This is a genomic window from Christensenella sp. (assembly GCF_034927525.1).
GTDB lineage: Bacteria > Bacillota > Clostridia > Christensenellales > Christensenellaceae > Christensenella.
The window spans coordinates 1-4,328 of the sequence record NZ_JAYFPU010000268.1; the positions used below are offsets into that span (position 1 = coordinate 1).

Below are 4,328 nucleotides of genomic sequence, written 5' to 3' on the forward strand. Positions count from 1 at the left end.
AACGCGCTGCCGATGTTGATCTTGATCTCCTCTGCCGTACGCTCACCGATCAGCATATTGTATTTTTTCTTGATGTACCTTGAAATATATTCGTCAAACGTATCGCCCGCGATCTTGATCGAATCGCTGATGACAGCGCCGCCAAGAGAGATCACAGCAATATCCGCCGTGCCTCCGCCAAGGTCGAGTACCATGTTGCCCTGCGGTGCGCCGATATCAATGCCCGCACCAATCGCCGCCGCGATAGGTTCTTCGATCAGGCACGTATGACGCGCGCCTGCCTCCTCCGTCGCCTCGATCACCGAACGTTTTTCCACTTCGGTCACGCCCGACGGTACACATACCACAACGCGCGGCTTAAAGAACAGCCTCTTGCCAATCACTTTACGCAAAAAATACCGGAGCATTCTTTCCGTATCGTGGAAGTTAGAGATCACGCCTTCCCGCAGCGGCCTTACCGCCACGATGTTGCCCGGCGTACGCCCCAGCATGATGCGCGCTTCTTCACCGATCGCAAGCATCCTGCCCGACAGCCTGTCCACTGCAACAACAGAAGGTTCCCGAAGGACGATCCCCTTTCCCCTGACGTACACAAGCACAGTGGCCGTACCCAGGTCGATTCCTATATCATTAAAATTTCCGAACACGCCCATTCACGCAAGCCTCACTTTATCATACTTTGCTTTTCATATAGCACAAAACGTGCCTATATACCATCTATCATAATACAACACCACTCATATTTCAACTGTTTTATGACGGTTTTGTCATATTCTCTCTCTTGAACTGGCTGCCTATACCAGTTACAATAAACGTATCTGAAAAGTTTTAATTTACACCAAACAGGAGGAAATGTTTATTATGGATTACCGGAAACTGCAAAACGGCAGCGACATCCGCGGCATCGCCCTCGGCGAGGGCACCAATTTAACGTCGCAGGCGGCGCGTGATTTATCTCTTGCGTTTGCTGCATGGCTCAAGAAAAAAACAGGCGCTAGAAAACCTAAGATTGCGATCGGTACAGACTCACGCATCACAGGTCCCGATCTGAAGGCCGCGTGCATCGAAGGCTTTGTAAGCGCAGGCGCAGACGTTGTGGATTGCGGCATGGCTTCCACCCCTGCCATGTTCATGACCACCGTCACCGACGGCTTTTTGTGCGACGGCTCCGTGATGGTCACGGCCAGCCACCTGCCTATGAACCGCAATGGCCTTAAATTTTTCACCAAAAGCGGCGGCCTCGAAAAAGAGGATATCGCAGAGCTCATCCACATCGCTGACACTGTAGCGGACGACGGCCTTGGCGGAACAGTCACACAGGCTGATTTCATGAGCGTATATGCAAAGATACTTGCAGACAAGATCCGCAGCGCAACAGGTGAAGAAAAACCCTTCGACGGCTTTAAAATAATTGTCGACGCAGGAAACGGCGCGGGCGGCTTTTATGTGGACAAAGTCTTAAAACCCCTGGGTGCAGATACGACGGGCAGTCAGTTTCTTGATCCGGACGGAACATTCCCCAACCATGTTCCCAACCCGGAAGATCAGGCTGCAATGGACAGCATTGTCGACGCCGTCAAAAAAACAGGTGCAGATTTCGGGCTGATCTTTGATACGGACGTTGACCGCGCCGGCGCAGTCGACAAGGGCGGCAGCGTGCTCAACAAAAACCGCCTCATCGCGGCGATCTCTGCCATTCTTTTAAAGGAATTCCCCGGCACAGCCATCGTAACGGATTCCATTACCTCGAGCGGGCTTGCACAGTTCATCCATGCACACGGTGGCGTGCACCACCGTTTCCGCCGCGGTTATAAAAACGTGATCAACGAATCCATTCGTTTGAATGAAAACGGCACGGATTCCCAACTCGCGATCGAAACGTCCGGCCATGCGGCGCTCAAGGAAAATTATTTCCTCGACGACGGCGCTTACCTCGTCACACGCCTGCTGATCGAGCTGGCAAAGCTCAAGAAGAACGGGCATAGCATCTCCGACCTGATCGCCGACTTAAAGGAACCGGCGGAAAGTAAAGAGTTCCGCCTCAATATCGGTGTGGAAGATTTCAAAGCGTATGGCAACCAGTTGATCGAAGACCTCACTGCATACGCGAAGCAGGACGCGACCTTTGAGATCGCGCCGGACAACCACGAAGGTATCCGCGTTTCTTTTGACAAAGACCACGGCAACGGCTGGTTCCTTGTCCGCCTTTCCCTGCACGACCCGCTCATTCCCGTCAATGTGGAAAGCGACGAGCCGGGCGGCGCTTACGTCATCACGCAAAAGCTGTATGCGTTCTTGAAGCAGTATGATAAGCTTGACTTATCCCCTGTCAAAAAATATCTGAACGTATAAATTTGCATCAAAAAAGGCGGTGTCTGTGCACCGCCTTTTTGCTTGCTTAGAATCTTGACCTATCGTCAAATTTATTCGTGCCGCCCGTGCGCTTCGGGCCTTCTGGTTCCTTAAACTCCTCTTTCGGCTCTTCAAAGTCCTTTTCCCTGCCGCGGAATTCATTCTGCTTTGCCTGATACGTCCGTTTCTTCTTCCTGTTGCGGTTCACTACCACGATGATGATCACGACTATCACAATGATCACGATCATGGCGATGATGCCCACCAACATAGAACTGATGCCGCTCGGCGCCTGATCAGAAACCTTGTCCAGTACAAATTTACCGCTGGCATCCTGCTTAAAATCCATATACAGGTCTTTTGCCGTAGAAGGCATTTCCACCACATAGCCTTCGCCTGTCGTTTCTGCGATCTTTGCCTGCGTCCCCTGACGGAATTCGATGTTCATCACCGTCGCACTGTCCTCCGTGGCTCCCGGCGCAAGGATCGTCCACACATACGTCTTGAAGGCAGCATTGTTGAATACGAATTTTCCGCTGCCGTCCGTCACGCCGACCGCCGGCGTAGGCAGCTCGCTTTCCACTACCGTAACAGCAGCGCCCGTGACCGCCTTATCGGCGGAATCCTTAAAACTCGCGGTAACGTTAAAGCTTCCCGTCGCGGGTATGGGCGTTGTGGTCGCCGTCACTTCGGGCGGGTTCGGTCTGGATGTCCCTGCAGAATAGATCTGCACGGCCTCCTCCGGTACATAAGTTGCTCCAAGATATACGTTCGTCACGTCCTGCCCGACAGAAATACTGTATTTTCCGCCCATGGCCTGTTCTGTGATGCCCGTCGTATTGCCACGCGACAAATATAGCATGCCTGTAGAAAGCTTCCCGCTTGCATCCTTGACGGAAATATTATGCGTCTCCACCGTTACGCCGGGGAAGGAAACCATACCGTCCTTGTTTGCCGTTTGCGAGCTCTTGTCTATGATGACGCTGTACCCCTCAGCAGGCTTTCCCTCCTGCGTGTATACATAGATCGTCAGGTTGATATCCTGCGCTTCCGAAGCCGAAGGAGCGGGTTCCTGCGTCGGTGCTTGTGTCGGCGTTGGCGTAGCTGTCGGCGTCGGCGTTGGCGTCGGTTTTTGCGTTGGTTTTTGTGTCGGCGTCGGCGTAGCTGTCTGCGTTGGCTCCGCTGTAGCTGTCTGCGTTGGCTCCGCTGTATCGGTAGGCTGCGGATCCTCAGTTTCCGCAAACGCTACCGGCGCGAACATCGCCAGCATCAATACGATCGCAAGAAGAATCCCCAATATTCTCTTTGTCTGTTTCATTCGGTTCACCTCGTTATTATGTTTATCATGACAACCATTAGACGTATTCTATCATATAAATGTTCCTAAACGCAATTTCGTATTCCCAATCCCGTTCTTCAAAAAAATCCCTGTTATAAAAAACAGGGATTTTATGTGCAAAAATTCTTTAGTCTTCTTCGCAGACACACACGCACGAAGCCGGCGCATCCGGGATATCCTCTTTGACCCTCTCCGGTACAGTGGAGAACAGCGTGCTTACCGATTCCCTCTCATGTATCCTGTATACCGCTTCTGCAAACAGCGGCGCAACGGAAACCGTAAGGAATTTTTCTTGCCCGATGATAAACGGATTTTCCACGCTGTCTGTGGAAATGACATACTCGATCGGGCTGTCGTTGATCGCCTTTACGCCCTTTTCACGCAGCATGATATGCGCAAGACATGCAACCACGCGCTTCGCGCCGCGCGCCTTTAGCATATGCGCCACATCGACAAGCGTGCCGCCGGAAATGGAGAAGTCATCCACGATGATGCAATTCTTACCCTCCACATCGCCGATCAGCTCCAATATCTGCGCATTCTCGTCATGCCCGCTGCGCGTCTTATCGCCGATCGCGACAGGCACTTTCAGATAGTCCGCATATTTCCTTGCCGCTTTCGCAAATCCTGCGTCCGG

4 protein-coding genes are annotated in these 4,328 nt (G+C 52.4%); 1 reads left to right on the plus strand and 3 read right to left on the minus strand.

The genetic code is table 11. The features are described 5' to 3' along the window. On the minus strand, nucleotides 1-653 hold a 653-nt coding region (locus VB081_RS11005), incomplete at its 3' end, for a rod shape-determining protein (RefSeq protein ID WP_323400862.1). Nucleotides 654-852: 199 nt separating this feature from the next. Between VB081_RS11005 and VB081_RS11010 the strand changes: the two genes are divergently transcribed. Next, on the plus strand, nucleotides 853-2,352 hold the full coding sequence (locus VB081_RS11010; RefSeq protein ID WP_323400863.1) for a phosphomannomutase/phosphoglucomutase: 1,500 nt from the start codon (nucleotides 853-855) through the stop codon (nucleotides 2,350-2,352). Between the two features lie 46 nt (nucleotides 2,353-2,398). Here the strand turns inward: VB081_RS11010 and VB081_RS11015 are convergent, their stop codons facing one another. Together VB081_RS11015 and prs are read right to left on the minus strand one after the other, a co-directional pair. After that, nucleotides 2,399-3,670, minus strand: coding sequence for a carboxypeptidase-like regulatory domain-containing protein (locus tag VB081_RS11015; RefSeq protein WP_323400864.1), 1,272 nt, complete (start codon nucleotides 3,668-3,670; stop codon nucleotides 2,399-2,401). A gap of 148 nt (nucleotides 3,671-3,818) precedes the next feature. Beyond that, a partial coding sequence (gene prs, locus VB081_RS11020; protein WP_323400865.1) for a ribose-phosphate diphosphokinase occupies nucleotides 3,819-4,328 on the minus strand: 510 nt, incomplete at its 5' end.